The organism is Rhizobium terricola (genome assembly GCF_012927355.1).
GTDB classification, from domain to species: domain Bacteria; phylum Pseudomonadota; class Alphaproteobacteria; order Rhizobiales; family Rhizobiaceae; genus Allorhizobium; species Allorhizobium terricola.
In genome coordinates, this window is the sequence record NZ_JABBGK010000001.1 from 47,295 (window position 1) to 73,726 (window position 26,432).

At 62.7% G+C, this 26,432-nt stretch carries 27 protein-coding genes; 12 read left to right on the plus strand and 15 right to left on the minus strand.

What is annotated here, in order from left to right; genetic code table 11:
• The 5 genes from trhO to HHL25_RS00205 all read right to left on the minus strand — a co-directional run bounded on the left by trhO (position 1) and on the right by HHL25_RS00205 (position 3,646).
• Positions 1-945: an oxygen-dependent tRNA uridine(34) hydroxylase TrhO gene (gene trhO / locus HHL25_RS00185; RefSeq protein ID WP_169586098.1), complete on the minus strand. Its 945-nt coding sequence runs from the start codon at positions 943-945 to the stop codon at positions 1-3.
• A 140-nt stretch (positions 946-1,085) separates the two neighbouring features.
• Positions 1,086-1,454 (minus strand): VOC family protein, encoded by a 369-nt coding sequence (locus HHL25_RS00190; protein WP_205927691.1) that lies wholly within the window; start codon positions 1,452-1,454, stop codon positions 1,086-1,088.
• 64 nt (positions 1,455-1,518) lie between these two features.
• A complete protein-coding gene (locus tag HHL25_RS00195) occupies positions 1,519-2,217 on the minus strand; it encodes a helix-turn-helix transcriptional regulator (protein WP_169586100.1) in 699 nt (232 codons plus the stop codon).
• Positions 2,218-2,262: 45 nt separating this feature from the next.
• Positions 2,263-3,174 (minus strand): CHAD domain-containing protein, encoded by a 912-nt coding sequence (locus HHL25_RS00200; protein WP_169586102.1) that lies wholly within the window; start codon positions 3,172-3,174, stop codon positions 2,263-2,265.
• Complete coding sequence (locus tag HHL25_RS00205; RefSeq protein ID WP_169586104.1) at positions 3,158-3,646, minus strand: CYTH domain-containing protein; 489 nt, start codon at positions 3,644-3,646, stop codon at positions 3,158-3,160. Before HHL25_RS00205 ends, HHL25_RS00200 begins: the two co-directional genes overlap by 17 nt.
• A 157-nt stretch (positions 3,647-3,803) precedes the next feature.
• On the opposite strand from HHL25_RS00205, the gene HHL25_RS00210 reads away from it, so the two are divergent.
• From HHL25_RS00210 to HHL25_RS00225, 4 genes are all read left to right on the plus strand, one after another.
• Positions 3,804-4,442: a 2-dehydro-3-deoxy-phosphogluconate aldolase gene (locus HHL25_RS00210; RefSeq protein WP_169586106.1), complete on the plus strand. Its 639-nt coding sequence runs from the start codon at positions 3,804-3,806 to the stop codon at positions 4,440-4,442.
• Between the two features lie 92 nt (positions 4,443-4,534).
• The gene (locus HHL25_RS00215) at positions 4,535-5,230 is read left to right on the plus strand and encodes a tellurite resistance TerB family protein (protein WP_169586107.1); all 696 of its coding nucleotides are present in this window, start codon (positions 4,535-4,537) and stop codon (positions 5,228-5,230) included.
• A gap of 85 nt (positions 5,231-5,315) precedes the next feature.
• Positions 5,316-6,011: a GNAT family N-acetyltransferase gene (locus HHL25_RS00220; RefSeq protein ID WP_169586109.1), complete on the plus strand. Its 696-nt coding sequence runs from the start codon at positions 5,316-5,318 to the stop codon at positions 6,009-6,011.
• Positions 6,008-6,223 (plus strand): hypothetical protein, encoded by a 216-nt coding sequence (locus HHL25_RS00225; RefSeq protein WP_169586111.1) that lies wholly within the window; start codon positions 6,008-6,010, stop codon positions 6,221-6,223. The genes HHL25_RS00220 and HHL25_RS00225 overlap by 4 nt, the downstream gene beginning before the upstream one ends.
• Before the next feature lie 27 nt (positions 6,224-6,250).
• On the opposite strand, the gene HHL25_RS00230 is transcribed toward HHL25_RS00225, so the two are convergent.
• The 3 genes from HHL25_RS00230 to HHL25_RS00240 form a co-directional block, all read right to left on the minus strand.
• Positions 6,251-7,303 carry a nickel/cobalt transporter gene (locus tag HHL25_RS00230; RefSeq protein WP_169586113.1) on the minus strand — a complete coding sequence of 351 codons (1,053 nt, stop codon included), beginning with the start codon at positions 7,301-7,303 and terminating at the stop codon, positions 6,251-6,253.
• Positions 7,297-7,935, minus strand: a complete 639-nt coding sequence (locus HHL25_RS00235; protein WP_169586115.1) for a DUF1007 family protein — start codon at positions 7,933-7,935, stop codon at positions 7,297-7,299. The genes HHL25_RS00230 and HHL25_RS00235 overlap by 7 nt, the downstream gene beginning before the upstream one ends.
• Positions 7,936-8,020: 85 nt before the next feature.
• Complete coding sequence (locus HHL25_RS00240; protein ID WP_169586117.1) at positions 8,021-8,914, minus strand: LysR family transcriptional regulator; 894 nt, start codon at positions 8,912-8,914, stop codon at positions 8,021-8,023.
• 547 nt (positions 8,915-9,461) lie between these two features.
• Between HHL25_RS00240 and odc2 the strand changes: the two genes are divergently transcribed.
• The 3 genes from odc2 to HHL25_RS00255 all read left to right on the plus strand — a co-directional run bounded on the left by odc2 (position 9,462) and on the right by HHL25_RS00255 (position 12,242).
• A complete protein-coding gene (gene odc2 / locus HHL25_RS00245) occupies positions 9,462-10,595 on the plus strand; it encodes an ornithine/lysine decarboxylase (RefSeq protein ID WP_169586118.1) in 1,134 nt (377 codons plus the stop codon).
• 92 nt (positions 10,596-10,687) lie between these two features.
• Complete coding sequence (locus HHL25_RS00250; protein ID WP_169586120.1) at positions 10,688-11,281, plus strand: GNAT family N-acetyltransferase; 594 nt, start codon at positions 10,688-10,690, stop codon at positions 11,279-11,281.
• A 325-nt stretch (positions 11,282-11,606) separates the two neighbouring features.
• A complete protein-coding gene (locus HHL25_RS00255) occupies positions 11,607-12,242 on the plus strand; it encodes an outer membrane protein (RefSeq protein ID WP_169589489.1) in 636 nt (211 codons plus the stop codon).
• A gap of 89 nt (positions 12,243-12,331) precedes the next feature.
• Here HHL25_RS00255 and HHL25_RS00260 read toward each other — a convergent pair whose 3' ends face one another.
• Entirely contained in the window at positions 12,332-13,183 is an 852-nt protein-coding gene (locus HHL25_RS00260; RefSeq protein WP_169586122.1) for a hypothetical protein, read from the minus strand.
• 160 nt (positions 13,184-13,343) lie between these two features.
• Here HHL25_RS00260 and HHL25_RS00265 point away from each other — a divergent pair, with 160 nt between their 5' ends.
• Positions 13,344-14,129, plus strand: coding sequence for an ArsR/SmtB family transcription factor (locus tag HHL25_RS00265; protein WP_169589491.1), 786 nt, complete (start codon positions 13,344-13,346; stop codon positions 14,127-14,129).
• 25 nt (positions 14,130-14,154) lie between these two features.
• Here HHL25_RS00265 and HHL25_RS00270 read toward each other — a convergent pair whose 3' ends face one another.
• The 4 genes from HHL25_RS00270 to HHL25_RS00285 all read right to left on the minus strand — a co-directional run bounded on the left by HHL25_RS00270 (position 14,155) and on the right by HHL25_RS00285 (position 19,359).
• On the minus strand, positions 14,155-15,996 hold the full coding sequence (locus HHL25_RS00270; protein ID WP_169586124.1) for a methyl-accepting chemotaxis protein: 1,842 nt from the start codon (positions 15,994-15,996) through the stop codon (positions 14,155-14,157).
• 308 nt (positions 15,997-16,304) lie between these two features.
• Entirely contained in the window at positions 16,305-17,291 is a 987-nt protein-coding gene (locus tag HHL25_RS00275; RefSeq protein ID WP_169586126.1) for a WD40 repeat domain-containing protein, read from the minus strand.
• Between the two features lie 58 nt (positions 17,292-17,349).
• Positions 17,350-18,453 (minus strand): CobW family GTP-binding protein, encoded by a 1,104-nt coding sequence (locus HHL25_RS00280; protein ID WP_169586128.1) that lies wholly within the window; start codon positions 18,451-18,453, stop codon positions 17,350-17,352.
• Positions 18,454-18,555: 102 nt separating this feature from the next.
• Positions 18,556-19,359: a creatininase family protein gene (locus HHL25_RS00285; protein ID WP_169586130.1), complete on the minus strand. Its 804-nt coding sequence runs from the start codon at positions 19,357-19,359 to the stop codon at positions 18,556-18,558.
• 95 nt (positions 19,360-19,454) lie between these two features.
• Here HHL25_RS00285 and HHL25_RS00290 point away from each other — a divergent pair, with 95 nt between their 5' ends.
• The 3 genes from HHL25_RS00290 (at position 19,455) to HHL25_RS00300 (ending at position 22,104) form a co-directional block, all read left to right on the plus strand.
• Complete coding sequence (locus tag HHL25_RS00290) at positions 19,455-19,949, plus strand: MarR family winged helix-turn-helix transcriptional regulator (protein WP_169586132.1); 495 nt, start codon at positions 19,455-19,457, stop codon at positions 19,947-19,949.
• A gap of 120 nt (positions 19,950-20,069) precedes the next feature.
• Positions 20,070-21,089 (plus strand): LacI family DNA-binding transcriptional regulator, encoded by a 1,020-nt coding sequence (locus HHL25_RS00295; RefSeq protein WP_169586134.1) that lies wholly within the window; start codon positions 20,070-20,072, stop codon positions 21,087-21,089.
• A 40-nt stretch (positions 21,090-21,129) separates the two neighbouring features.
• A complete protein-coding gene (locus HHL25_RS00300) occupies positions 21,130-22,104 on the plus strand; it encodes a 2-hydroxyacid dehydrogenase (protein WP_169586136.1) in 975 nt (324 codons plus the stop codon).
• A gap of 24 nt (positions 22,105-22,128) precedes the next feature.
• Here HHL25_RS00300 and HHL25_RS00305 read toward each other — a convergent pair whose 3' ends face one another.
• Positions 22,129-22,881, minus strand: a complete 753-nt coding sequence (locus tag HHL25_RS00305) for a gamma-glutamyl-gamma-aminobutyrate hydrolase family protein (protein WP_169586138.1) — start codon at positions 22,879-22,881, stop codon at positions 22,129-22,131.
• Between the two features lie 418 nt (positions 22,882-23,299).
• Here HHL25_RS00305 and HHL25_RS00310 point away from each other — a divergent pair, with 418 nt between their 5' ends.
• The gene (locus HHL25_RS00310) at positions 23,300-24,406 is read left to right on the plus strand and encodes a TRAP transporter substrate-binding protein (RefSeq protein WP_169586140.1); all 1,107 of its coding nucleotides are present in this window, start codon (positions 23,300-23,302) and stop codon (positions 24,404-24,406) included.
• A 190-nt stretch (positions 24,407-24,596) separates the two neighbouring features.
• Here the strand turns inward: HHL25_RS00310 and HHL25_RS00315 are convergent, their stop codons facing one another.
• Entirely contained in the window at positions 24,597-26,432 is a 1,836-nt protein-coding gene (locus HHL25_RS00315; protein WP_169586142.1) for a TRAP transporter large permease, read from the minus strand.

Sequence of the window (26,432 nt, forward strand, 5' to 3'; positions counted from 1 at the left end):
TCAGCTGCCGATGTGCTTCTCGCCGCGCTTCTTGGCGAGCGCGATCTGCATCTGGCGCTGGCGATAACGATCGCGGTCCACTTCGGTGCGGCTGTCGTAGCAATGCGGGCAGGAAACGCCTTCCTCAAACTTCGGCGACTTAACCTCTTCCGTCGTCAGCGGATAGCGGCAGGCATGGCAGAGCGTGTGCTCGCCTTCCTTCAGTCCATGGGTGATCGATACCCGCTCGTCGAAGACGAAGCAGGCGCCGTCCCAGAGGCTCTCTTCCGCCGGCACTTCCTCGAGATATTTCAGGATGCCGCCCTTGAGGTGGTAGACCTCATCGAAACCCATTTCCTTGGCAAGGGCCGTGGATTTCTCGCAACGGATGCCGCCGGTGCAGTACATCGCGAGCTTGGGCTTGTTGTGCAGGCCGGGATTGTTGCGCAACCAGTCGGGGAACTCGCGGAAGGTCTTGATGTTCGGGTCGATCGCGCCCTTGAAGATACCGATCGCCGTTTCATAGTCGTTGCGCGTATCGACCACGATGGTCTCGGGGTCCGAGATCAGGGCATTCCAGTCCTTCGGGTCGATATAGGTCCCGACGATCTTGTTGGGGTCGATGTTCTCGACGCCCATGGTGACGATCTCCTTCTTCAGCCGCACCTTCATGCGCAGGAATGGCATCTTGGATGCCCGGCTTTCCTTGTGCACGAGGTTCTTGAATTCCGGCTGCGAACGGATGAAGGCGAGAATGTTGGCGATGCCTTCATCGGTGCCGGCGATCGTGCCGTTGATGCCTTCGGCGGCGAGCAGCAGCGTGCCCTTGATGCCGTTCTCACGGGCGACGGCATCGAGTTCCGCTCGAAAGCTCTCGAAGCGCGGGAAACGGGCAAAGTGGTAGAGCGCGGCCACGCAGAACGCGCCGCCCTCTTCGTGGCGAGGGGTCTGAAGATCTTCGGTCATGGCCCGGGAAATACTGCCTCAGCCTTTGCGGCGCAACGATTTTCGCGCAGCGCGATGCACTTTGAATTTTGTCAACTGCGGCGGCGTTGGGCGTCGTGGGCAACCGCGAGGATGTCTTCGCGGTCGCCCTCAAGCGGTTCTTATCGGGCCGGCGGGTTATAGAAGCGGATGCGATGGCCGTCCGGATCGGTGATGACGAAGGTCCGGCCGAACTCCATGTCTGTCGGCGTCTGAAGGGTCGGGTGACCGTCGGTCGACAGCTGGTCATAGGCGGCGTCGACGGTGCTCGGGTCGGCGAGGGGGATCGCAAGCTCGAAGAGGCCGGGCGTCCCCGTTGCTGCCGGCACTACGGTGTGGCGCGACCACAGGCCGAGCTTCAGGCCGCCGGGGAAGATGAACATGGCGAAGGTCGGCGAGCGCTCGACGGGGCTTGTGCCGAGCAGCTTTTCGTAGAAGGCGGCGCTCTGTTCCGGGCTGTCGACATAAAGGATGGTGAGGTTCGGTGTCATGATGGCTCTCCTGTGTTGAGGGCCTGATCATGACGGATGATGCTGCCAAAAAATGGCAGTATTCTCATAGGTCCCGGTCGGGAATTCCCTTTTGCATGCGCCAGGCCTTGAGCAGCTGCAGGCGACGCTTCGGATAGCGGGCCGTCTCCGTCTGGTGGACAAGCTCCATCCGGTCTGTACGAAAGTGGCGGAAATCGCTTCTGAGCGTGCACCAGGCCACGAGCACGCGGGCGCCGTCGAAGAAGGCGAGGGCGAAAGGCCAGATCACCCGCTCGCTCGTTTGTCCGTGTTCGTCGCGATAGGCGATCTTCAGGGACTGTTCGGAGCGGATCGCCTGGCGCAGACGGGGAAGATCGGCCGTGTCTTCAGGAATGTTGGGCATCGGACCGGCAAGCAGCGTGCTGTTCCTGAGGTTCTCTCGCAGTTCGTCGGGCAGGACCTCCGTGATCTTGGAGAGGGCATCCCGGGCCGAAAGCGCCAGATCACGATCCGCGCGACTTGCGACGAGGCGTGCGCCCAGAACCAGTGCCTCGATCTCCTCTGCCGAAAACATCAGCGGCGGCAGCATGTAGCCAGGCCGAAGGAGATAGCCGACACCCGGCTCGCCCTCGATGTCGGCGCCCTGGGCCTGCAGCGTGGCGATGTCACGGTAAAGCGTGCGCAGCGATATGCCGACTTCGTCGGCGAGCGTCTTGCCAGACACCGCCCGACGGTGGCGACGCAACACCTGCAGCAATTGAAGAAGTCGTTCCGAGCGGCTCATGGTGGAAGGATAATAGGGCTGCCGCCAAAAACTGTCAGTAGCCGATCAGGCCAGTGCGGCCTCGATCCACAGCGCCTCGATAACGGCGGCCTCGCGGCCCGGCTTGTCGGCGAAGACCCGGTCGGCGATTTCCAGTGCATCTCGCCGCAACTGCTGCTGCTGGCGGATGATCGCGCCAAGCAGATGGGAGAAGGTCTCGCTGCCGTCGGCGAGCGCCGGTTCGCTGTCCAGGAGGTCGGTGAGCAGGGCGAGATCGTGTTCGTGGCCGAGGATTTCGGTGAGGCTGCGGGCTTCCGCGCGCTTGGCCCGCATGGCCGACGGCCAGATGTCGCGAAGCAGCGACAGGGCGCGCCAATAGGTCTGGGATGCCTTGCGCAGGTCGTGGAACACTTCCTCATGGGCGTTGTCGTGGCATTCCCTCAGGGCGATGCGCGCGTTCTGCAGAATGCGTTTCCAGCCTTTGGCCAGAAGTCGCGCGGTCTTGTGCTGACGGTTGGGAAAGCGGAGGGTCGCGATCGCGGCAATCGCCTCCTGGCAGCTTTCGACGGCTCCTCCCGCTTTTTCCGCGAGATCGATTTCTTGCCGTGCGATCACATCACGCCGTGCGGTCAGCGTGCCGCGGGCATGTGCGCAGGCCCGGGCCTCGTCCTCGTTCAGGGCATGGCCTTCGAGATAGGCGACGGTCTCCACCATTGCTGTCGCGTCGCGGACCAGCGACAAGGTCCGGGCGGTGTCGCGCAGCCGGGCGTTTTCGTCGGCGAAGAGTTCCGCGTCGTCCGCAAGGACGAGCTGATAGAGGGCGCGAAGCCGCTTGAAGTTTTTCCGCGCATCGTGAACGGCCTCGTGGAGGCCCCGGGGCTGCTGTTCCAGAGACGCAATCGCCGAGCGGAGCTGCTCGGTCGCGACACGCCGCACTTCCTCGTCGAAAGGGTGTGCGGGGTCAATTCGGTAGGGCATGAACGAGCTCGGGCTTGAGGCGCTCGGTTGCCAGAACCTGATTGGAATAGCGGCGGTCGCCCGTGACCTCGCGACCGAGCCAGTCCGGCAGCTCGGGATCGTCCTGTTCCGACTGCAGCTCGACCTCGGCGATCACCAGTCCGCGATAGGCACCTTCGAAGACGTCGACTTCCCAGGTGAAGCCGCCGACGTCGACCGTGTAGCGGACCTTCTCGATGACGTTGCCAACGGCGAAGGTAATCATCTCCTCGGCTTCGGCAAGGGGGATCGGATATTCGAACTCGTCGCGCACCAGCGCCGTCTTGCCGAACTTGATCGTCAGCTTGGCGCTTTCGTCGTTGCTGGTGCGGACCCGTACGGAGCGGTCGTGATTGACGGAAAGATAGGCCTGCCGCATGGGGGTGGCCGACGTTGCATGCTGTCGCCAGCTGTCGTTCGTCACCAGGAACTTGCGCTCGATTTCCTTGGCCATCTCGCTCGTCCGTCGTGAAAGTCGTCATCGCAACGTAGCGCAAGTGGGGCACAAGGCAAATGGAGTCTTGCGTGCCCGCGCGCATTTGTCTCGACAATGACATCTTCTCCGGCTAATCCTTGGCGCAATTTCAATCGTTTTAAAGAGGCGTGCGGCGATGAGCGCGAAGAACGAAAAGCTCCTTTCCACCCTGAAGCTCCAGCCGGTCGTGCCGGTCCTCATCATCGAGGACGCAGAGAGCGCCGTGCCACTCGCGAAGGCCCTCGTTGCCGGCGGCCTGAAGGCGATCGAGATCACGCTGCGCACCGATGCCGCGCTTGAAGCCGTCCGGCGTGTCGCGGCGGAAGTCGAGGGCGCGGTGGTCGGCGCCGGCACCATCCTCAATCCGGCCCATTTCGACGCGGCGGTGAAAGCCGGCTCGCAGTTCATCGTAAGCCCGGGCACCACGCGGGAGCTGATCCATGCGGCGCGGGGCTCGGATATTCCGCTGCTTCCGGGCGCGGCGACGGCAAGCGAGGTCATGCAGCTTCGCGAGGAGGGCTACCAGATCCTCAAGTTCTTCCCCGCCGAGCAGGCCGGGGGAGCCGCCTATCTGAAATCACTCTCGTCGCCGCTTGCCGGTACGATGTTCTGCCCGACCGGCGGTATCTCGCTCAAGAATGCCAAGGACTATCTCTCGCTGCCGAACATCGTCTGCGTCGGTGGATCGTGGGTGGCGCCGAAGGAAATGGTGGTCGCGGGCGATTGGGCCGGGATCACCAAACTCGCCGCGGAGGCAGCCGCGCTCGCTGGGTGAGCAAGGCTGCCATGAAAGTGCGGGCGGCGTCTTTGTAATTTCATGATCGCCTTCTTATCTAGCAGTCGAGAATGAAACCCACGGAGATTTCGATGTTCGACGCGAAGAAGCTGCTTGATCAATTTCTCGGCTCCCAGGTGCCGGGCACGAACGGAAGTGTGAAGCAGAAGGCCGGCGACGTCGTCCAGCTCGCGAAGGACAATCCGCTTGCGACCGGCGCCATCGCGGCGGTCCTGCTCGGCACGAAGACCGGGCGGTCGCTGACCGGCAGCGCCCTGCAGCTGGGCGGCCTCGCTGCTATCGCGGGTCTCGGATACCAGGCCTACAAAAACTATCAGGCCGGCAAGGCGCCGCAGCCCGAAACCGCAAATGAACCGGTTCTGCTGCCGCCGCCCGCGGATTCCGCCTTCAGCACCGAGCCCGCCAAGGTGTCGAATGATTTCGCGCTGACATTGGTGCGCGCGATGATCGCTGCTGCCAAGGCCGACGGTCACATCGATGCAGCCGAGCGTGGTCGGATCATGGACAAGATCCATCTGTCCGGTCTCGGTGCGGAAGCGGAAGCCTTCCTCGAAGGCGAGCTGTCGGCCCCGACCGATCTCGACGCGCTGGTGGCGGCCGCCCTCACCGAAGAGCAGAAGGTCGAACTCTATACGGCCTCGCGGCTCGCGATCGAGCCGGACAGCCGCGCGGAACGCGGTTATCTCGATCTGCTCGCCGGGCGGCTTGGCCTTGCCGACGGGCTTGTCGATCACATCGAGGCAACGGTTTCGGCCGCCAAGGTCTGAGGACGCGCCTTCCGCTGCGATTTCGGCCAGTTGCCTTTGCCGGGCGGCTGGCCTAATCGTTTGCCGACTTAAGCGAGAGGCAAACATGCGCGATCTTTCCACTTTCAAGGGCTGCCCGGCACCGAAGCCTGTCCGGCTCGAAGGCCGTTTCGTCACCGCCGAGCCATATGACAAGGCGCAGCATCTCGAGGCCCTCTGGGACGGTCTCGGTGGCATGGCCATCAATCCGCTGCTCACCTATTTCACCCAGCCGGATTTCGCCGGCATTGCGGATTTTGATGCCTGGCTCGACAGCGTCCAGACCAAGGGTGGCTGGGTCACGGAAGTCTTTCGCGACAACAAGACCGGCAAGGTCGTCGGCATGGCCAACTACATGCGCGCCGACCCGGCCAACGGCGTCGTCGAAGTTGGCGGCGTCGCGCACGGTCCGGCCATGAGCCGCACGCCGCTCGCGACCGAGGCGCACTACCTGATGGCGCGCCACGTCTTCGACGATCTCGGCTATCGCCGCTACGAGTGGAAATGCCACAACGAGAACGAACCCAGCAAGGCGACCGCCAACCGCTACGGCTTCACGTTCGAGGGCGTCTTCCGGCAGCACATGCTGTCGAAGGGCAAGAACCGCGATACCGCCTGGTTCTCGATGATCGACGGCGAATGGCCGCTGATCAAGGCTGCCTTCGAAGCTTGGCTCGCGCCGGAGAATTTCGATGCCGAGGGCCGGCAGGTTCGCAAGCTCGAAGACATCCGTGCAGACCTCTCCAAGGGAGCCGGCGAATGAGCGACGACAAGAGCAACCGGTCGTCGGCGATTGCTGCAGGGGTGATCGTGCTCGGTTTCGGCGCCTTGCTGCTCGGCCTGCCGAAGCTCGTGCTCTGGATCGGCGACTATTCGCCGGTCCTGGCGGCGCTGGTCGGCACGGTGGCGATCATGTCGTTCTTCATCGTGCTGTGGCTGAGGGCCCGCTACCAGCGTCGACGCGACAAGCAGTGAGGCTTTCCTTCAACGCCTGATCTGCGCTCAGGCCTGCAGGGCGGCGGCGAGAAGAAGTGCGCCGAGGGCAATCACCATAAGGGCGCCGAGGATTTCGATCGCGCTTGCCACGCGCCCGGCCGCTTTCGAGCCCGGGCCTGACAGGCGCACCGCCAGCGATTTTGCCGATACGGCGATCGCCGCGAGCGCCGAGACGGTGATGGCGGTGCCGAGAGCCATGGCGAAGACCGACAGGATGCCGCCGAGATAGAGCCCGTTCAGAAGCGCGAAGGTCATCACCAGGATCGCTCCCGAGCAAGGGCGTAGGCCGACCGCTATGATGGCAGACCATGCTTCCTTGAGACTGAAATCCTGCGCGGAGAGCATGCGCGGATCGGGAAGGTGGGTGATGCCGCAGTCGGGGCAGATCGAGCCGGGGGCCAGGGCATCATGTCCGTGTTCGACGGCGGTCGCGCGAAAGGAAAGCCCGGTTCCCGTCGGAGCGGATACGGGAACCGGCGTGTCAAACAGGCTCGCGCTGATCGGGGCACTGCGCGCGATCCAGATCCCCTTGAGCTTGCGCATCAGCAGCCAGGTGCCGAAGGCGACGATCAGGGCGTAACTGGCGATTTCGAGCGCCCGGGTCGCGTCGGTCATCGAGATCGCCGTGCCACGCAGGGCCGCATAGGTTATTCCAACGAGCGCAATCGCGACGGCGCCTTGCAGGAAGGCCGAGACGAAGGAGATCGCGATGCCACGGCGCAGTTCTATTTCGTTGGCGATCATGTAGGACGAGATGACCGCCTTGCCGTGGCCGGGGCCGGCGGCGTGAAAGACACCATAGGCAAAGGAAAGGCCGACCAGCGTCCAGAGATGGGTCTGGTCCTCGCGCATGGCCTTAAGCGCGCCGGTGAGCGCGCGGTAGAAGGCTTGCTGGTTTTCGTTGATGAAGGCCAGCCAGCCGGCAAAGGGGCCTGTCGCCTGGAATGACGGTTCGGCGGTTCCGATCCCGAGCGGCGAGGCGGCGTGGGCGATCAGGGCCGTGAAAAGCAGGACCGCGGCGGCAGCGGCGACCGACCGGAGGGTGCCCCGGATCAGCATGTCACCTCGAGCCGCGTTGCAAACAGCTTGCTCATGTCGGTCCCTGCCGGATCGTTGAAGAAGGCTTCGGTGAGGCTCGCCTGGTTCTGGGCGAGAACCTCGTCCGGATCCGGCCGCACGACGGTGCGCTTGCAGGTCTTGAAGCCATCGCCTTCCGTCTGCATGTCGTCGTCCCGGGCGAAGTCGATCGCCGTATACATCGTCGGATCGTAGACGCCGATGCTCAGCTTGCCCTTGAGGGGCAGCGACTTCTCCGGCTTGACGACGAAGAAGACCAGAAGCTGGTTTTCCTTGAAGTCGACGTGAAAGGTCTCCGGTTTCGCGACGGTAACCGGCGCGCCGTCGCGGCTGATCGAGGTGAAGTAGCTGTAGTCGGCGAGCGAGGTGCGGATCGTGTTGGCGATCTCGTTCAGCTCGCTGTGATCGAGCTTCAGGTCGCTGTTCTTGTCGAAGTCCATGAGGACGCTCGAGGAGAAGACGTCGTCGAAGCGCCAGACATTGCGCAATTCCGAGACCGTGCCGTCGGTGCCGGAAATCACCTCGAGGCGCGCTTCTGCAAAGACATGCGGATGCGCAAGGGCCGGCAGCGGCGTGCCCAGCAATGCCGCGATCAATGCAAACCGTCTCTTCATGCCGTCTTCGCCCTTGCGCCCGATTCCCAGCATCTTCCTCCTCGATAAATTCGACGGAAATGGGACCTCGCCGCGTCGATCACACTCACGTGTGCTGGCGGAACCAGCCATGCAGGTAATCGACGAAGGCGCGCACCTTGGCGGGCAGGTAGCGGCGATGGGGATAGACGGCGTAGATCCCGCGGTCCTTCGGCAGGTAGTCGTCGAAGAGCGAGACCAGTTCGCCGTTCTCGATATAGGGCCGAGCGATGAAGTCGGGAATCATCGCGACGCCGAGGCCGGCGCGGGCGGCGCGCAGGGTCGCTTGCGGGCTGTTGACCTCGATCGGGCCGCTGACGGCGATCGAGATCGCGCCGCCATCCGGATCGACGAATCGCACGGTGTTGTGGGATCGGGTATTGGTGTCGATCAGCACCGGGACGCGGGACAGTTCCTGCGGATGCTTCAACGGTCCGTGCTTGGCGACGAAGTCGGGCGTGGCGCAGGCGTAGACGCGAAAATCCGAGAGCTTCTTGGCGATCAGACCCGAATCATCGAGCCTGGTGATGCGGATGGCGAGATCGAAACCCTCTTCGACGAGGTCGACGAAGCGGTCTTCGGCGACTATCTCCAGCGAAAGATCCGGATGCTCGCGCGAAAAATCGATCAGCGACTGGCCGACCTCGGCATCGATGAAGGTGCGCGGCACCGTGACCTTCAGCTTGCCCTTGAGGTCCGTGGTGTTTTCCCGCACGAGATCGGCCAGGCTGTCGATCTCTTTGAGGATTTCGGTCGCGCTGCGGTAGTAGGTATGGCCCGCCTCGGTCAGGGAGAACTGGCGTGTGGTCCGGTTCAAGAGCAGGGCGCCGAGCTCGTCTTCCAGTTCGCGGACATATTTGGACAGCAAGGCCTTCGAGCGGCCGGTCTTGCGGGCGGCTGCCGAAAAGCCCTCCGCTTCGACCACATCGATAAAGGCGCGGATGCGCGTCAGCGTGTCCATTGTCGGGTATCCTCCAAAGCTGTGCGCGAATTGTGAACATAGCTGCCGGATTGTTCAATCATTTTTCTGTCGCAGGGGTCAAAAAACGCTTGATTATGACCGCGAACATTCTTATCTCCCTCTCTGCCCAAAGTCGCACGTGCCTGTGGGTGTCCGCCGACCCTCGAACTGGGATTCGTCCCTAAGGTGAGGTCATCGGTAAGGTACCTGGAACTAACCCCTCCAGTCGCTATTCCGGCCAACCGGGAAATGCGAGGACATCTTGAAGCAACGACGGTGCGGGCCTTTCTGGTTCTCTGCCGGCTTTCCATCAGCCGGGGTACTGAAGAGGCACACCATCATTGCCGGAAGTGCGGTCGGGTTTCCCACCAATCCATGGCAGACAAAGCCGAATCTATCGTCCTTGGCAGGGCGTTGATTCACTATTTGCGCGTCGAGCGTCGTTCAAGGTTCCGGGGTCTCCACCGGCTGGTTCCTGATCGTACGCCCGTATGCCCTTTGTCCTCCAGCGTTTCGCCGGAGCTTTGGAACTATAGGGAATTCGATCATGACCACTGCTCGCATCCTCGACTTCATCAACACCCGACGTCCGGAAGGTCCCTGCCTCGTGGTCGACCTCGACGTGGTGCGTGAAAATTACGGTGCTTTCCGTCACGCCCTGCCGGACAGCTCGATCTACTACGCCGTCAAGGCCAACCCGGCTCCGGAAATCCTGAAGCTGCTCGCCTCGCTGGGCTCGAGCTTCGACTGCGCATCGGTCGCCGAAATCCAGATGGCGCTTGATGCCGGTGCGACCGCGGAGCGCATCTCCTACGGCAACACGATCAAGAAGGAACGGGACATTGCCCGTGCGCACGCACTCGGCATCAACCTGTTCGCCGTCGACAGCCACGAGGAAGTCGAGAAGGTTGCCCGTGCGGCTCCCGGCGCCCGAGTGTTCTGCCGCGTGCTGACCGACGGCGAAGGTGCGGAATGGCCGCTGTCGCGCAAGTTCGGCTGCGTGCCGCAGATGGCCGTCGACGTGCTCGTCTACGCCCACCAGCTCGGCCTCGACTCGTTCGGCGTGTCGTTCCATGTCGGTTCGCAGATGACCAAGGTCGATGCCTGGGATTCAGCGCTCGCCGATGCCAAGCGCGTCTTCACCTCGCTCGCCAAGCAGGGCATCCACCTGCAGATGGTCAACATGGGCGGCGGTTTCCCGACCAAGTATCTGCGCGACATCCCGTCGGCGGAAGCCTATGGCCGTGCGATCTCCGGTGCGCTGAAAAAGCATTTCGGCAATCACATCCCGCAGACGATCATCGAGCCGGGCCGCGGCATGGTCGGCAATGCCGGCGTGATCAAGGCCGAAGTCGTGCTGGTCTCGAAGAAGTCGGACAATGACGAACATCGTTGGGTCTTCCTCGACATCGGCAAGTTCGGCGGTCTGGCTGAAACGATGGACGAGGCGATCCGCTATCCGATCCGCACCGCGCGTGACGCGGACGAGATGGAGCCCTGCGTGCTCGCCGGTCCGACCTGCGATTCGGCCGACGTGCTCTACGAGAAGAACATGTATCCGCTGCCGGTCTCGCTGACGATCGGCGACGAGGTTCTGATCGAGGGAACGGGCGCCTACACGACGACCTATTCGGCAGTCGCCTTCAACGGTTTCGAACCGCTCAAGGCCTACGTCATCTAAGGTTCGACCAGACCTTTCGACGACCGCGCCGGCTCGACCGGCGCGGCGCAACACACCATCATCGGAAACACTTCTTGGTACGGGAGGCCGCCATGGCCGCTGTTCTGGACGTCGTGCGCGCATTTTTTGCGCCTACACCTACCTTTGTCATCGATGTTGAAACGCCGGCCGACGTCGTCGCCCGGGAGGCCCTGCTCGATCGCGCCATGGGCCCCGAGCGAAAGATGAAATCGTCGGAGAAGATCCGTCAGGGGCGCCTGCCGGCCGTAGGCCTGGCACTGGTCGCTCGGGACCGTTCGGGTCGCGTGATCGGGACCGTCCGCCTGTGGAATGTCGAGGCCGGCGTGTCGCGCGAGGGCCAGACAATCGATGCGCTGCTGCTTGGGCCATTGGCGGTCGATCCTTCCCACGAAGGCAAGGGCATCGGTTCGGCGCTGATGCGCGCGGCCCTCATCGAGGCGCGCAAGCGCGAGCACGGCGCCGTCCTGCTGGTCGGTGATGCCGCCTATTACGAGCGGTTCGGCTTTTTCGCGGAAAAGGCACAGCATCTGGTCATGCCGGGCCCCTTCTCCCGCGAACGCTTCCTGGCGCTCGAGCTCAAGGCGGGCTGGCTCGACGGGGCGGCGGGCATGATCGTCGCGTCCGGTCGCAAGCTGTCGCAGCCGGGGCGTCGTCGCGCTGCCTGAGGCGTCCTGATGGACTGATGTCGGGATTTGGCGGCGCCCGTCGGGCGCCGTTCGGTGCTATTGTTAGCTGGTCCGTCTTCGCTCCGCGGGGAGACTTTGCGGGCAAGTGCTCCGCCCCGGTAGTGTGGGGGCATCCTTCTGTTTTTATTGGTAAACCCTCCCGTTTTCGCCCGTGTCACCTGTGCATCACCGCAGAAAAATCGACATTCGGTCGGAACAAATCCCCCTCTCGCGCTTGTTAGGGCTTCGTGATGTGTACGTCACGATCAAGCTTTTGCCGGATCCTGCTCAGGGCGGGCCTGCATGAAAGGGAGTTCATACCATGATGAAGAAGCTAGGATTGAGTGCGGCGGCACTCGTCGTTTCGGCCGTAGCAGCCTTCTCCGCGGATGCCGTCTACGAGGCGCCGCCTGCTCCGCCGCAGGCTGTCGAAGCCACCCCGGTCTTCAGCTGGGATGGTGCCTATATCGGTCTCCATGGCGGCTATGCCTGGGGCAATGGCGACTTCTTTGACGGAACGGGTGAGGCCTCGGACGATTTCGACGGTGGCCGCTTCGGTGGTTTCGTCGGCTATAACTGGGGCTTCGGCAGCAATGCCGTTGTCGGTCTCGAAGGCGACCTGAACTATGACTGGAACAAGAACGGCTATGGGGCGGTCGATGTCGGCACGGGCTTCAGTGGCTCGGTTCGCGCGCGCGCTGGCTATGCAATGGACCGTGCGCTGCTCTACGCAGCCGGTGGCTGGACCGCGACGAACTTCTCGGTTGACGGTGGCGGTTTCGACGAAAGCGAAACCCTGCATGGCTGGACGATCGGCGCCGGCGTCGACTATGCCGTCACCGACCGGGTCTTCACTCGCCTCGAATATCGTTACAACGACTATTTCGAGAAGGACATCGGCGGGGTCGACACCGACTTCAACCAGCATGTCGTGAATGTCGGCCTCGGCGTAAAATTCTGACCGAAGGCTACAACTGCCGAAATACCGTGATCGCCCGACTTTGCCTGCCAGGCAAAGCCGGGCGTTTCATTTGCCGGGATACCTGCCGGTCAGAAGCGTTCCTCGTTTTCCTTCGCGAGGGCTTCGAGCGCCTGGGAATCAGGCATGTAGGTGCCGGTCTGATCGTTCCACCGATAGGTGACGGAGACCAGGCGTTCTGGTGCCGGTACGGGCAGGGGTTCGTCGCAGGCCTCATCCACCTTCTCCTCCGTGACCCTGACCGACACGTGGATGGCTGCCCGCTTGCCGTCCGTGCCCGGTTCGACGGCAGTCGCCGGCGTCTGGGTGCGGTTGAGGCCGCAAAAGCGCTCCGAAAGCGTCAGCACTTCGTCGACCGTCGTCAGCTTGTCCGCCTCCGCCAGGACGAGGTTGGTGATCCGGTAGCTCTGGCTGGAATTCCAGTGGCTGCTTTCTGTGGCAATGAGGACGGCACCGTCACTGAGCGTTTGGATGGCCGGCTCGGCAAAACCGTTGTCGCGGTCAAGGCCGACATCGATGGCGTCGATGAGGCGAGGCGTGTCCTCCAGCGCATATACGGCGAGGATTGTAGGGGTCTCGGCCGTGTCCGTGGCGGGCGCGAGGCCGAAGAGGACGGCCAGCCGTTGCTTGCCGTCCCGTTCGAAAGCGACGGTTTCGACACCGTCCATGCCGATGCCGTCCGGCCAATCGGTTTCCAGCTCCCAGTCCTGGGCATAGGCTTCGTCGAGTGTGTGGCCGGTCCATGCCATGCCATCGGGCTGCAGGTCGGGGACAAAGCGCCTCGCAAGGTCGAAATAGGTCATGCCCGGTGCGCCTGTCACCGGATCACTTAGGCTGGCCATCGTGCCACTTTCTGCCCGGGCGGTCTGCGGGGGCAGGTTGAGAAGCAGGAGAATCGAGAAGACGTTGAGAAGGGAGCGCATCGGGCCGATCGTTCGAAGCGGACAATTGTGGTCATGCTAGCGCAGAATCGGAACGGCGGAAATGCATGGATTTAGCCACGGGTGCTCCCCCCAGATCCGGAGGCCCCATCATTTCCCGGCGGCTTGACATGTGACAAAAGAGTCACCTATTTTGCTCGCCATGGACGATGATGTTTTTGCGGCCCTGAGCCATCCGGTGCGACGCTCGCTGCTCGACCTCCTGAAGGAACGGGACGGCCGGACGCTCGGCGAGTTGGAAAGCCATTTCCCGCTCACCCGGTTTGGAGTGATGAAGCATCTGAAAGTCCTGGAGTCCGCCCATCTCGTCAGTTGCCGGAAAGTCGGACGCGAGAAGCTGCACTTCCTCAATACTGTGCCCATTCAGGAGATCAGCGATCGGTGGATATCGCGCTACACGGCGCCGTTTGCCCGCTCGCTGCTCGACATCAAGTCCATTGCCGAGTCATTCGAGAGGGAAAAGACCATGACCAAGGCTGTTTCACCGAGACATGTTTACGAGCTCTATATCCGCGCATCCGCCGAGACCGTCTGGCAGATAATAACCGACGACGAGAAGACGCCACTCTGGCAGCACTTCAACATGACGTCCCACACCGATTGGAGTGTCGGTGGCGAGTATGCCTGGATGATGGGCGACAAGGTGGCGATCGGCGGCCGGATCGTCGAGATGCAGCAGCCCGGCAAACTGGTTCTGACCTTCAGTGCGCAATGGGCGCCGGACGTGGCGGCGGATCAGCCGTCGCGCGTAACCTTCGAGATCGTGCCGATCTCCGAGGACGCGTGCAAGCTTACGCTGGTCCATGATGATTTCGCCGGCGAGACGGCGACGAGCAAGGCCGTGGTCGGCGGGTGGCCGGAGTCGCTGTCCCGGCTCAAGACGCTCGCCGAAACCGGCGAGCCTTTCATGTTGGACCGCGCGGGCTAAGCCCGCGCTTGTCTGCGGGCGGCGATCAGGCCGCCCGTCCGGACGCGATCTGCTGATCGGGCTCGCCAGAGCGGATCGACGTGCGGCGGTTGAGCTTGAAGCGGCCGACCAGTGTCGTGAGGTGAGCCGCACCTTCTGCCAGCGTGTGGCTGATTGCGGTCGTTTCTTCGACCATCGCGGCGTTTTGCTGGGTCATCTGGTCGATGTTGTTGATCGCGGAGCTGATCTCCTGCAGGCCGACGGACTGTTCGCGCGCCGCCGTGGCGATGGCATCGATGTTGGAATCGACGCGAGCGACGAAACCCTGGATCTGGTCGAGTGCCTGGCCGGTCTCGCCGACGAGCTTCACGCCTGAGGCGACCTCGACGGTGGAATTGACGATCAATCCCTTGATCTCGCGAGCGGCCGTGGCCGAACGCTGGGCGAGTTCGCGCACTTCCTGAGCGACGACGGCAAAGCCCTTGCCGGCTTCACCCGCACGGGCGGCCTCGACGCCGGCATTCAGCGCCAGCAGGTTGGTCTGGAAGGCGATTTCGTCGATGACCGAGATGATCTGGCTGATTTCGGAGGAAGCCTTCTCGATGCGCTGCATGGCGCTGATCGCGTCACGCACAACTTCGCCTGAGGACGCGGCGCATTCCTTGGCGTCGCGCACCAGGTTGCGGGTGTCGAGGGTTCGTTCGGCAGACGAGCGCACCGTCGCGGTGACCTGTTCCAGGGCGGCCGAGGTCTCTTCAAGCGCGGCGGCCTGCTGCTCCGTGCGCTGGGACAGGTTGTCTGCGGCTGCGCGCATCTCCTGGCCGTTGTCGTAGAGGCTGCGGGTCTCGTCGAGCACTTGCTCGAGCGTGGCCTGGAACGTGGCGATCGAATTGTTGAAGTCCCGGCGCAGCGGTTCGAAATGCGGCTCGAAGGGCTCGTCGATGGTCAGGCGGATGTTGCATTCGGCGAGGCGATTGAGGCCGGCGCCGAGCGCTTCGACGACCATCTGCAATGACTCCGCCTCCTTCACGCGCCGTTCTTCGCGCGCTGCACGTTCGCTCTCGGTGAGCGCTCGGGCGTGCGTTGCCTGTGCTTCCAGCCGCTGCTTCTCGAGACCGGCAAGGCGGAAGACCTCTACGGCGTTTGCTATATCGCCGATCTCGTCCTTGCGGTTCGAGTAGGGGACGGCACGGTCATATTCGCCGCCCGCCATGTCGGTCATGAAGCTGCTGATGCCGCCGAGCGGATTGAGCGCGCGCTGCCGGATGAAAAAGACGGCGCCGAGCGCCATTAGGATCAGCGCCGAACCGCCCGCGAGTGCGAGCATCTCCATCATCGCGGTCTGGCCGGCAGCATAGTCTTCCCGGGTCTTCAGGTAGGCGTTGGACATGTCGACGAGTTCGTTGACCGCTTTTTCGTGGGTGTGGAAGCTTTCCTTGAGCGCAGGAAGAGAGGCCGCCACAGCGGTTGCGTTGCCTTTGCTCGCTGCGGGAATGTAAGCGTTGTTGACTTCGTTCCAGAAGATGTCGCCCTTGGTCAAAACATCCGAGTAGAGCTTCGAGGAAAGCTCGGCGGGAAGCGTCGAATTCTTCCAGTATTCACGCCGTTCGGCGTACAGCCCCTTCAGAACCTCGAGCCGTGCGAGGTTGGCTTGGGCGGTATCCGGATGCAGCGCTGTTTCGCTGGTCAGCGAGTAGGCTTCGGTGAGGTAGAGCGGCGGCGGCAGGATATCCGCGATCAGGTCTTTTCCGTCGACGATCTCATGATAGATCGGGCCGTTGATCTTCAGCGTCTGCAGGGTCTGCATGCCGATCCCGACGGTGGCGACAAGACCGGCGGCCAGCGCCAGCCCTGCGGAAGTGACCATGAAAGAGATATTGAAGCGCATGAGCTTGCTTTCCGTGGCACGCCAAGCGTCAAGGGCAGCGGGAAACGCGGAACATACGCAATTCGCTGACAACCGGGCCGGTTGGCTGGATCTTTGAAAGGTGACGCCGGCGTCCGACCGCATGTTTGGCTGGCCACGCGGCAAGAGTGCCGGACAAAGCAAAAACTAGTCGGCATGAATTACCGATGCGTTAAGGTATATGTTCCGTGAAGAAAAATAACGTCGTAAACATCCTAAAAAGCAAAAGAGCCCCGGTTGAGGGGCTCTCTTCTTATCTATACATCGGATTTTAGAGAATTATAATTCAACTAGGCAGATATATCGACGACACCGCAATCGCCTGCCTCTGATGCAAAGGCAAGCAGCTTGCCGTTGGCGCTCCACCCCATGGAGGTGATCGCACCCTTGCCGGGACGGCGCAGCAGCGCTTCCTTGCCGTCGGCAGTGCGAACAGCGAGGATCATGCCGTCGACGAAGCCGATCGCCAGTACATCTTCCGCCGGATGGAAGGCAACATTGGTGACCATGATGTTGGCGCGGGTGCCGAGTTCGAGCGGTGCCTTGCCCATCGGACCGTCCTTGCCGGCGAAGGGCCAGACGATTGCGGCCGGAGCGCCCGACGAGGCAAGCCACTTGCCCTTGGCGGACCAGGAGAGCGACTTCACCTTCGCCGGATAGCCGGTCATGCGCATATGGCGGGTCTCGTTCGACTTGCTGTCGAGCTTCCAGCCGTGAAGGGCGCTTTCCTGCATGGTGGTCACGACGAAACGGCCGTCGGGAGAGAAGGTGACACCGGTATGGGCGCCCTTCCAGTCGAGATCGACCGGCGCACCCGTCGTGCCGATCCAATGCAGCGTCACGCCGTTGTAGCGTGCCGCGGCAACGCGCAGGCCCTTCGGCGCGAAGTCCAGGGCCTCGATGGTGCGCTCCTCGGCGAATTCCTTCACCGTGCCGTCGGCGAGCCGGACGTAGCCGGTCTTTCCAACTGCATAGGCAACAGCGCCCTGCGGGCCGGCGGCCACGACCGAGATCCACTTGCGTGGCACATGGGCGAGTTCCGTAACCGTGCCGTCATGGGCGATGCGCAGGACCTTACCGTCCTCGCCGCCGGTGACCAGGGTCTGGTTGGAACTGTCCTTGACGCAGGCGAGCAGGCCCTGGTGGGCCTCCGTCACCTTCTCGCCGCCGTCGAGCCGATGGATCGAACCCGAGGCGGCGACGAAGACCGGGATGTCGCCGAGGAAGTTGGCGGCCAGCACGTGACCTTCAATGTCGAGGGGAGCGACCGTCGGCATCAGGCATTCTTTCCAACAGGCATGACTTCATCCGAAAAGGGCATGGTGGCGAAGCGCATCAGGCGGTCGCCTCGCAGGCGTGGAAGCTTTTCTCGATCTTCTCGCGGTCGAGGTTGCGGCCGATGAAGACCAGACGGCTCTCGCGCTTCTCGCCGTCCTTCCACGGACGCTGATGGTCGCCTTCGATGATCATGTGCACGCCCTGCACGACGTAACGCTCCTCGTCACCCTTGAAGGCGATAATGCCCTTCAGGCGCAGAATGTTCGGGCCGTCGGTCTGGGTGATCTTCTGGATCCACGGGAAGAAGCGGTCCGGGTTCATCTCGCCGCCGCGCAGCGAGATCGACATGACCGTCACGTCATGGATCGGAGACGGCCCGTGGTCATGGTGATGGCCGTGATGATCGTGGTCGTGATGGTGGTCATGATCATGGTCGTGATGATGATGGTGGCCATGATCGTGATCATGATCGCAGTTAGGGCCGCAGACATGGTCCGGGTGATCATGGTCGAGGAAGCTCGGATCGTTTTCGAGGGCACGCTCGAGGTTGAAGGCGCCCTGATCGAGCACCTTCGCGAGATCGACGCCGGAACGCGACGTGGAGTAAATGCGCGCCGACGGGTTGATGGCGCGAACGATGTCCTCGATGCGGTGCAGTTCGTCATGGGTGACGAGATCGGACTTGTTGATCACGACGACATCGGCAAAGGCGATCTGGTCCTCGGCCTCGCGGCTGTCCTTGAGCCGCAGCGGCAGGTGCTTGGCATCGACGAGGGCGACCACGGCGTCGAGCTCGGTCTTGGCGCGCACGTCGTCATCCATGAAGAAGGTCTGGGCGACCGGGACCGGATCGGCCAGGCCGGTGGTCTCGACAATGATGCCGTCGAAGCGGCCGGGGCGGCGCATCAGGCCCTCGACCACGCGGATCAGGTCGCCGCGAACGGTGCAGCAGACGCAGCCGTTGTTCATTTCGTAGATTTCCTCGTCGGACTCCACGATCAGGTCGTTGTCGATGCCGATCTCGCCGAATTCGTTGACGATGACCGCATATTTCTTGCCGTGGTTCTCCGACAGGATGCGGTTGAGCAGCGTCGTCTTGCCGGCGCCGAGGTAGCCGGTCAGCACGGTAACGGGGATGGGTTTTGCGGCAGCTTCGGTCATGGAAACCTCGATCGGATGGGCGACGCGGACGGTGCGTCTGTAATGGTGTTACCCCATATAGGCGCTGGCCCGGACGAGTTCAAAGGCTTTGTTGAGGGCGGCTCAATCCTTTGCGCAGACAAAAGTATCGATGTCGAACATCTGTACATCCCGCAGAAGCTCGATGAGCCCTGTCACGGCATGGTCGATCAGTTTCTCGCCCTTTTCCGCCGTTGCGGCGGCGGCGTTGCCGGTCACTCCGCGAGGGTTGAGGTCCGCCATCTTCCAGCCGAAGGCGTGCGGACCATAAGCGCGCAGGTGTTTGAAGCGGGCGGCAAATTCGGACTGGTTCGAGGAAAAGTCTTCTGCTCTGTCCATCGCGACGCGGTCGGGGTGCAGCGCCAGCATGACGGATGTCTCGATTTCCCCGCCATGGATGCCGATTGCCTTCTCCTGAGGATCGATCACGCCTTCCGGCAGGCCGAAGCGCGTCCAGCTGGTGGCGACGGCCAGCATGCCGAAACGCACCCGTGCCTCGGTTGCGACGATCGTCATCAGGGGAGAATTGCCGCCATGCGCGTTCAGCATGACGAACTTGCGGATGCCGTTCTCTGAAAGGTCTTCAGCAATGCCGAGCCAGCGTTGGACCGCTTCCTGATAGCCGAGCGTCCGGGTGCCTGCCACGTCCATGTGCTCGATCGAGTAGCCGACCGGCTCGGCGGGCAGGACGGTAACCGGCAGGTCCGCGGGGCGCCGCGCGACAAGCCGGTCGATGATGCCCTCGACGATCAGCCTGTCCGTTTCGAAGGGCAGGTGGGGGCCGTGCTGTTCATGGGCGCCGAGCGGCAGGAGCGCGATCCAGTCGCGGCGGGCCTCGGGGGCAAGCCCGGGATCGTTGTCGGCGAAGCGGGGAGCGGGGTAGGGCATCTGGCGTCGGTCTTCGTAATTGGCTATGGGTTGGCACGCCGAATGTTAGCCGGCACAGCAACAAGAGCGGATCGCGCTCGGCGACAGGGGGGACAATGGCGAAAAAGGACAAGTCCGACAAGAAGAACAAGTCGGCGAAGAAGAAGGATGCGGCCGACCGCAGTGCGTCGATCGCAGCCGCAGTCACCCAGGCGGCGCGGGCCATGCGCACGGAACTGTCGCGCAGGCTCTCTGACAGCGGCCTCTATGCCGGGCAGGACACCGTGGTTCAGCTCCTTGCGGACGAGGACGGGCTGACACCGGGCTTCCTGGCGCAGAGGCTCGGCGTCAAGGCGCCGACCATGACCCGCACGATCGGGCGCATGGAAGTACAGGGCTTCGTCGAGCGTCGATCCGACGACAAGGACGGCCGTCTCACCACAGTCCATCTCACTGCCACCGGGCGGGACCGGCTCGATCAGATTGTCGCAGCCGCGGTCGAGACGGAGGAACGGGCAACGAAGGGACTGTCCGGCAAGGAGGTCAGGCAACTGGTGAAGCTGCTGGCCGTGGTCGAGGCGAACCTTGTCACCGATACGCCGAAAGACTGAGGGCGGCGGGCATTTTCCGTCCCGGCGGGAATTGAAAAACGAACTTAAATTGTTTAATTAAACTATTTAAGTTCGTATTGGCATGCCGGCCGGGGAGAGTTTGGCCGGAGGGGAGGGGCAGTGGCTCAGAAGGTAAAGCTATCAACGATCGCCGAGACGCTCGGCCTCTCGACGGCGACAATCTCACTTGCGTTGCGCGACAGCCCGCTGGTCGCGGCCGAGACGCGGGACAAGATCAAGGAACAGGCACGGGTTCTCGGCTACATCTACAATCGCCGGGCCGCCAGCCTGCGGACGTCGCGCTCCGGCATCATCGGGGTCGTCGTGCACGACATCATGAACCCCTTCTACGGAGAAATCCTCAAGGCCATCGAGAGCGAACTCGACCGCAGCCGCCATACCTTCATCCTGTCGAACCACTACGACTCCGTCGAGAAGCAGCGGATGTTCATAGAAACGCTTCTTCAGCTCGGCGGCGACGGCGTGATCATGTCGCCGGCCATCGGGACACCGGTCGAAGACATCAAGCTCGCCGAGGACAACGGGATGCCGGCGATCCTGATCGCGCGCCAGATGGACGGGCTCGACGTTCCGACCTATCGCGGTGACGACAGCTATGGCATTTCGCTCGCCACCAATCATCTGATCGGGCTCGGTCACCGCACCATCGCGATGATCGGCGGTACAGACCAGACATCGACCGGCCGCGACCGCTATCAGGGCTATGTGAATGCCTTGCGCAAGGCCGGCATCGAAGTCGATCCGGAGCTGCGCATTCCAGGACCGCGCACCAAGCAGGGCGGTTTCGAGGCGGCGGTGCATTTCCTGTCGCTGCCGCAAAAGCCGACGGCGGCCGTCTGCTGGAACGATCTCGTGGCGATCGGCCTGATGAACGGCATCGCCCGCGCGGGGCTCATTCCCGGCCGGGATATCTCTGTTACCGGCTATGATGATCTCGAGGAGGCCTCGATCGCCACGCCTGCGCTCACCACCGTCTGGAACGGCCAGGCGGAGGTCGGGCGGCTGGCCGCCCGCGCGCTGCTCGACAGACTGGCCGGCAGCCACGAGCCGGATGGCATCCATCTGATCAAGCCGGAGATGCGCATTCGCCAGTCGACCGGTCCGATCCATCGCCGGTAGGCCTTATCGCCCCACAGACCAAAGACAGAGGAGGACGAGCATGTCGAACGCGCGCGTCACGATCCTGGTGCCCGGCCGGATCAATTCCCGGGTGCCGGAGCGGCTGAAGGAACACTTCGACATCCTTGCCGTGCCGCACGGCGCGGAGCTTGAGCTTTCGGAGGCCGAGGCGGCAAGGGTCCGCGGGATTGCTGTATCGGGTGCCCTGCCGCGCAGCTGGATTGCCCGCCTGCCCGCCCTGGAGATGGTCGCGAGCTTCGGTGTCGGCTATGACGGCGTCGACGTGGCCGCGGCGGCAGAGCGCGGCATCGTCGTCTCCAACACGCCGGATGTCCTGAACGACGAGGTCGCCGATACGGCCGTCGCGCTGCTGATCAACACCATCCGGCGCCTGCCCCAGGCCGAGGCATGGCTGCGGCAGGGGCGCTGGCCCGAAGAGGGGCCTTTTCCCCTCACGCCGCTGTCGCTCAAGGGGCGGCATGTCGGGATCCACGGCCTCGGCCGGATCGGCATCGAGATCGCGCGGCGCCTCGAACCGTTCAAGGTGCGGATCAGTTACCATACGCGGCGCCCGCGTTCGGATGTCGGTTACACGCATTTCCCGACGCTTGCAGGGCTCGCCGAGGCCGTCGATACGCTCATCTCGATCGTGCCGAACACGCCGCAGACGCTGAAGGCGATCAATGCCGATGTGCTGAAGGCGCTCGGACCGGACGGCGTGCTGATCAATGTCGGCCGCGGCACGACAGTGGACGAGGCGGCCTTGATCGCGGCGCTGACGGACGGAACGATCGCGGCGGCAGGTCTCGACGTGTTCGAGAAGGAGCCGCATGTTCCCCAGGCGCTTCTCGATTTGCCGAATGTCTCTGTCCTGCCGCATGTGGCATCGGCGTCGGTTCCGACCCGCAATGCCATGGCCGATCTGGTCGTCGACAATCTCGTGTCGTGGTTCACCACGGGTCGGGCGCTCACGCCTGTGCCGGAAACGCCACAAGGGGCCCGAGGCCCCTTGTGAAAGTCATTTCGCGATGCCCGCCGCTCAGGCCTTGGTCTTGACGTAGTCGCGAACGGCGTCGCCGAAGGCTTCGAAGAGCGCGCGAGACGGGCGGTCGGTTTCAGCCCAGTATTCCGGATGCCACTGGACGCCGATGGCAAAGCCCTTGGCGCCGATCACCGAAACGGCCTCGATGGTCCCGTCCTCTGCCAGGGCCTCGACCTGCAGGCCGGGCGCCGTCTTGGAAATCGCCTGGCGATGCAGCGAATTGACGGGGATCGATCCGGCGCCGAGATAACGGGCGATGCAGGAGCCCTCGGCGATGATGACATCCTGACGGATGCTGTACATGACGTCGCGATCCGGATGCTGCGGCTTGCGGTGGTCCCAGACCCCTTCCTGTTCCTGGATCTCGGTGGCAAGCGTTCCGCCGAGCGCGACGTTGAGTTCCTGAATGCCGCGACAGATGGCCAGCAGCGGAATGCCGCGTTCGATCGCGCGGCGGATCAGCGGAAGGGTGGTGGCGTCGCGGGCCGGATCGAAGGGGCCGTCGCTCTCTCGGACCTCTCCGCCGTAGAGGGAGGGATGCACGTTGGTCGCGGAGCCGGAGACGATCAGGCCGTCGACGCGATCCAGAAGAGCATCGGTGTCGTTGCCATCCACGAAGGCCGGGATGATGAAGGACATGACGTCGGCGACCTTGAGCGCCGCGTGGACATACTGGTTCTGGGCGGCGTGCCAATGCGTTCCGTCGAACTCGCGAATATCGGCGGGAACGGCAATAATCGGTCTGGGCATGAAAGACTCCGGAAAAGCCTGTGCGGGGCAGAGCAATTTCATGAAGTGAGCCGGGGCCTCAAGTCAATATCCGAATTTCACTTGCCCTGTGCTGGCTGGCAGTTCGGCACGTGTCCCGTTGCCGCCGTAACCTGTCCGAAGCGGTTGCGGCCGTCGCCCGTTTCGGACGGTGAAGTTCGTTCGGTTTTCGTCGGTCCGGCGGGTGTCGGAAGTCCGGATGGTCCTGCCGAAAAACCAAATATTACAATCGCAAGAACGAATAGGATCACAAGGGGAGTGTGAAATTTCTCTAAGCCGAAAGAATATTGCCCCGGCGCTTGAAACGCTTTGGACAACATGCTTTTCTCGCCGGCATTGCCATCGGGAGGGGGCGCTAAGAATTCTCGCGGTGGCGCAAACCATGATGGGAGGTCAATTCATGGATCGTCGTTCATTTATCAAGAAGGCGGGTGTCGCCGGTGCGGGCGTTGCTGCGTCCACGGTGCTGGCAGCGCCTGCCATTGCCCAGGAGAACCCCAAGATCACCTGGCGCCTGACGTCTTCATTCCCGAAGTCGCTCGACACGATCTTCGGTGGTGCTACCGATATCGCCGAGCGCGTTTCGGCCGCAACCGACGGCAACTTCAGCATTCAGGTCTTCGCTGCCGGTGAAATCGTCCCCGGCCTGCAGGCACTCGATGCCGTTGCCGGTGGCACGGTCGAAGCGGCCCACACCACGTCCTATTACTTCTGGGGCAAGGAACCGACTTTTGCCTTCGGTACAGCCATTCCGTTCGGTCTCAACGCGCGCATGCAGAATGCCTGGTTCTACCAGGGCAACGGCAACACGCTGATGAACGAATTCTACGCAACACAGGGCGTGTATGGCCTGCCGGCCGGCAACACCGGCGTTCAGATGGGTGGCTGGTTCCGCAAGGAAATCAACACCGTCGACGACCTCAAGGGCCTGAAGATGCGCATTGCCGGTATCGCCGGCAAGGTGCTCGAAAAGGTCGGCGTCGTGCCGCAGCAGCTCGCCGGCGGCGACATCTATCCGGCGCTGGAAAAGGGCACGATCGACGCCGCTGAATTCGTCGGTCCCTACGACGATTCCAAGCTCGGCTTCCACAAGGTTGCCAAGTACTACTACTACCCGGGCTTCTGGGAAGGTGGTCCGGTCGTCCATGGCTTCTTCAACCTCGAGAAGTACAACGCCCTGCCGAAACACTACCAGGCCATCCTTCAGGACGCCTGCGCTTTCGCCAACACCAACATGACCGCGAAGTATGACGCAAAGAATCCGCAGGCGCTGAAACAGCTGGTCGCCGAGGGTACGGTGCTGCGTCCGTTCAGCCAGGAGATCATGGAAGCCTGCTACCAGGCGGCCATCGAGATCTATGCCGAACTCAGCGCGCAGAGCCCGCACTTCAAGAAGATCTATGACGACCAGCTGGCCTTCAAGAAGGACGCCTATCTCTGGGCCCAGCTCGGCGAATACACCTTCGATACCTTCATGATGATCCAGCAGCGCGCCGGCAAGCTCTGAGCTATCGACGCCAAGGAATGAAAGACGGAAGCCCCGGGTACGCCCCGGGGCTTTTCTTTTGCCCGTCGGTCCTCGTGGCGCAGGCCATCGGGATCCCGTGTGCTTGCCCCACGCCCAAAAAGAAAAGCCCCGAACCGTGCGGTCGGGGCTTTCTTGTTTTGTAAGGTCAGGAAGAGCGGCTGGGCCGGTCTTACTTGATGACCGGCGGCTGGCTCAAGTCGAGCGCCGGATTGGTGGCCGGGGCGGCCGGTGCCGCCGCAGGCGGTTCTCCGCCCAGATTGAGCGGCGGCAGGCCGAGCCCGGGCGCCTGAGCGCCGCTGCCATTGTCGGAACCGAGCGGAGGTAGGCCAAGATTGGGGGCTCCGTTGTCTGAGCCGAGAGGCGGTAGCGTCATGCCTCCACCCTGTCCAAACCCGGGCACCTCAATTTTCACATCGTTCGGATTGATTGTTTCGACGTCGCCCTTGTAGCGCATCACGAGGCTCGGGAAGGCGATTACCACAATGATCATCGCAAACTGGATGATGATGTAGGGGAGGACGCCCTTGTAGATATCAAGCGTCTTGACGCCATCCATCGACCGTCCCGTCACCTCGTCCTTCCACCTTCCAGCCGGTGCAATAGAGCGCAGGTAAAAGAGCGAGAAACCGAAGGGAGGGGTTAGGAAGGACGTCTGGAGGTTGATGCCGAGAATGACGCCGAACCAGACAAGGTCGATGCCGAGCTTCTCTGCCACCGGGGCCAGCAAAGGCACCATGATGAAAGCGATCTCGAAGAAGTCGATGAAGCAGCCGAGGATGAACACGATGATCGTGACGACGATCAGGAAGCCGTATTCACCGCCCGGCAAAGCCGTCAGCAGTTCTTCGATCCAGACGTTGCCGTTGATACCGTAGAAGGTCAGGCCGAAGACGCGAGCGCCGATCAGGATCATCATGACGAAAGCAGAGAGCTTTGTCGTTGCGTCGAGGGCGTGCTTCATGGTCGCCATCGACATGCGACCCTTCATCGTCGCCATGATGATCGCGCCGGCTGCACCCATGGCGCCGCCTTCGGTCGGCGTCGCGATGCCGAGGAAGATGGTGCCGAGCACGAGGAAGATGAGGGCCAGCGGCGGGATCAGGACGATGATGACCTGCTGCGTAAGCCGCGAGATGATGTTGAGGCCAAAATTGCGATTGGCCAGTGCAATCAGGTAGACGCTGAATACACCGAACGCCAGCGCGGCAACCAGGCGCCATTCGGGGCTTGCGATGCCCGTGAACAGCACCTCGTGGCCGAGGAAATAGAGGGCAACGCTGATCGCCAGCATGACGAGAAGTGACGTGACGCCACCGCCGAGGGTGCGCGCCTCAAGCGGAAGGGCCGGCGCCCACTGCGGTTTGATCATCGACACGATGAAGATGTAGAGGCAGTAGACGCTAACGATCAGGATCGCCGGATAAAGGGCGCCTACATACATGTCGCCGACGGAGCGACCGAGCTGGTCCGCCATGACGATCAGAACGAGCGATGGCGGCACGATCTGTGCAAGGGTGCCTGATGCTGCAATCGTCCCGGCGACGAGTGGACGGTTGTAGTTGTAGCGCAGCATGATCGGCAGAGAGATCAGGCCCATGGCCATGACCGAGGCTGCCACGACGCCGGTGGTGGCTCCGAGCAGGGCGCCGACCAGGATGACGGCATAGGCCAGACCGCCGCGGATCGGGCCGAACAGCTGGCCGATGGTGTCGAGCAGGTCCTCCGCCATTCGGGAGCGTTCCAGGATCAAACCCATCAGCGTGAAGAAGGGGATCGACAACAAAGTGTCGTTGTACATGATCCCGTAGATGCGATCCGGATGCGACTGCAGAAGTGGCCAGAACAGTTTGATCTCCGGAGAGATCGAGGAAAGCTCAACGCCGAGGGCGAAATAGATCAGGCCGCCGGCCGCCAGGGTAAATGCTACGGGATAGCCGAGCAGAAGCATCAGCATCACCGTGGTGAACATGATCGGAGCGAGATTGTGCGCGATGAAGTCGATCAT

Excerpts from the sequence above, each read along its gene's own strand:
- HHL25_RS00280 (WP_169586128.1), bottom strand. The coding sequence starts at position 18,453 with ATGACCGAAGCTGCCGCAAAACCCATCCCCGTTACCGTGCTGACCGGC.
- HHL25_RS00310 (WP_169586140.1), top strand. The coding sequence starts at position 23,300 with ATGGATCGTCGTTCATTTATCAAGAAGGCGGGTGTCGCCGGTGCGGGC.
- HHL25_RS00200 (WP_169586102.1), bottom strand. The coding sequence starts at position 3,174 with ATGCCCTACCGAATTGACCCCGCACACCCTTTCGACGAGGAAGTGCGG.
- HHL25_RS00215 (WP_169586107.1), top strand. The coding sequence starts at position 4,535 with ATGTTCGACGCGAAGAAGCTGCTTGATCAATTTCTCGGCTCCCAGGTG.
- HHL25_RS00265 (WP_169589491.1), top strand. The coding sequence starts at position 13,344 with ATGGACGATGATGTTTTTGCGGCCCTGAGCCATCCGGTGCGACGCTCG.
- HHL25_RS00290 (WP_169586132.1), top strand. The coding sequence starts at position 19,455 with ATGGCGAAAAAGGACAAGTCCGACAAGAAGAACAAGTCGGCGAAGAAG.
- HHL25_RS00275 (WP_169586126.1), bottom strand. The coding sequence starts at position 17,291 with ATGCCGACGGTCGCTCCCCTCGACATTGAAGGTCACGTGCTGGCCGCC.
- HHL25_RS00190 (WP_205927691.1), bottom strand. The coding sequence starts at position 1,454 with ATGACACCGAACCTCACCATCCTTTATGTCGACAGCCCGGAACAGAGC.
- HHL25_RS00235 (WP_169586115.1), bottom strand. The coding sequence starts at position 7,935 with ATGAAGAGACGGTTTGCATTGATCGCGGCATTGCTGGGCACGCCGCTG.
- HHL25_RS00195 (WP_169586100.1), bottom strand. The coding sequence starts at position 2,217 with ATGAGCCGCTCGGAACGACTTCTTCAATTGCTGCAGGTGTTGCGTCGC.
- HHL25_RS00255 (WP_169589489.1), top strand. The coding sequence starts at position 11,607 with ATGAAGAAGCTAGGATTGAGTGCGGCGGCACTCGTCGTTTCGGCCGTA.
- HHL25_RS00260 (WP_169586122.1), bottom strand. The coding sequence starts at position 13,183 with ATGCGCTCCCTTCTCAACGTCTTCTCGATTCTCCTGCTTCTCAACCTG.
- HHL25_RS00315 (WP_169586142.1), bottom strand. The coding sequence starts at position 26,432 with ATGATCGACTTCATCGCGCACAATCTCGCTCCGATCATGTTCACCACG.
- odc2 (WP_169586118.1), top strand. The coding sequence starts at position 9,462 with ATGACCACTGCTCGCATCCTCGACTTCATCAACACCCGACGTCCGGAA.
- HHL25_RS00225 (WP_169586111.1), top strand. The coding sequence starts at position 6,008 with ATGAGCGACGACAAGAGCAACCGGTCGTCGGCGATTGCTGCAGGGGTG.
- HHL25_RS00240 (WP_169586117.1), bottom strand. The coding sequence starts at position 8,914 with ATGGACACGCTGACGCGCATCCGCGCCTTTATCGATGTGGTCGAAGCG.
- HHL25_RS00270 (WP_169586124.1), bottom strand. The coding sequence starts at position 15,996 with ATGCGCTTCAATATCTCTTTCATGGTCACTTCCGCAGGGCTGGCGCTG.
- HHL25_RS00205 (WP_169586104.1), bottom strand. The coding sequence starts at position 3,646 with ATGGCCAAGGAAATCGAGCGCAAGTTCCTGGTGACGAACGACAGCTGG.
- trhO (WP_169586098.1), bottom strand. The coding sequence starts at position 945 with ATGACCGAAGATCTTCAGACCCCTCGCCACGAAGAGGGCGGCGCGTTC.
- HHL25_RS00250 (WP_169586120.1), top strand. The coding sequence starts at position 10,688 with ATGGCCGCTGTTCTGGACGTCGTGCGCGCATTTTTTGCGCCTACACCT.
- HHL25_RS00300 (WP_169586136.1), top strand. The coding sequence starts at position 21,130 with ATGTCGAACGCGCGCGTCACGATCCTGGTGCCCGGCCGGATCAATTCC.
- HHL25_RS00285 (WP_169586130.1), bottom strand. The coding sequence starts at position 19,359 with ATGCCCTACCCCGCTCCCCGCTTCGCCGACAACGATCCCGGGCTTGCC.
- HHL25_RS00230 (WP_169586113.1), bottom strand. The coding sequence starts at position 7,303 with ATGCTGATCCGGGGCACCCTCCGGTCGGTCGCCGCTGCCGCCGCGGTC.
- HHL25_RS00305 (WP_169586138.1), bottom strand. The coding sequence starts at position 22,881 with ATGCCCAGACCGATTATTGCCGTTCCCGCCGATATTCGCGAGTTCGAC.
- HHL25_RS00210 (WP_169586106.1), top strand. The coding sequence starts at position 3,804 with ATGAGCGCGAAGAACGAAAAGCTCCTTTCCACCCTGAAGCTCCAGCCG.
- HHL25_RS00220 (WP_169586109.1), top strand. The coding sequence starts at position 5,316 with ATGCGCGATCTTTCCACTTTCAAGGGCTGCCCGGCACCGAAGCCTGTC.